Annotated in this window: 1 protein-coding gene; it reads right to left on the bottom strand. The window is 44.1% G+C overall.

Annotated features, from left to right (window positions below; translation table 11 throughout):
* Positions 1-559: helix-turn-helix domain-containing protein (locus VJL_RS27435; protein WP_227741184.1), on the bottom strand; the 559-nt coding region annotated here is incomplete at its 3' end.
* Positions 560-766: the final 207 nt, after the last annotated feature.

Genomic DNA, 766 nt, shown 5'->3' with positions numbered 1-766 from the left:
TTGTTAGCATGTAATCAAAGGCCGATTCGGTTTCGCTGAACCTTAAGTTCATCAGGCGGCCAGTCGCATCATCAATGAAGACCAGTAAACAACATTTGTCAGCGCGTCCTTCAAACCAATCATGGTGAGAGCCATCAATTTGAACGAGCTCGCCTAAACAATCACGTCGGTAGCGAGGTTGGTAAACTTTAGGCTTGCGTTGCGAATGAGGCGTCCATAAACCATCTGCAATCATCCAACTTCGTAAGGTCTCGTTAGATACTGGAAGGCTATGTAACTCAAATAGTTTTTCTCTAGCAAGCGTTGGAGAAAAATCAGAATAGTGATCACGAATCAGTTTTAAAACTGTGTCTCGGTAGTCACTGGGATAGCGGTTATTACTTGGCTTACCTCGAGCTTGGTGAGTCAATCCTACAGCACCGAATTCTCTCAGGCGATTCATAAGCCTTTGAACTTGGCGAACACTCAAATCAAGAATGTCTGCCGCGTCGACTCGTCGGATCCTACGATCGCAAACATCTTGGATTACTTTAAAACGATAGATATCAGAATCATTCATAGTCACTAGCATCTTAAACGCATCCTTAGCTGGTTGTAAGCAAAGCTTAGTGACTACGAGCTAAAGAGACATTTTAACTTTGGTAAATAGTGACATTACAACTTTGCGCCTACACCCTAAGTGCGCATTATGTGTAATGAATTATGTTGAGGGTTTGCCTCTGGCCTAGCGTGCACAAAGGGTGGGCGGTGCGAATGGCTCATTGTC

The sequence above is a fragment of the Vibrio jasicida CAIM 1864 = LMG 25398 genome (genome assembly GCF_000400365.1).
In the GTDB taxonomy this organism is placed as follows: domain Bacteria; phylum Pseudomonadota; class Gammaproteobacteria; order Enterobacterales; family Vibrionaceae; genus Vibrio; species Vibrio jasicida.
Note: the sequence above shows the minus strand (reverse complement) of the source record. Positions and strands in the feature narration are given on the sequence as shown.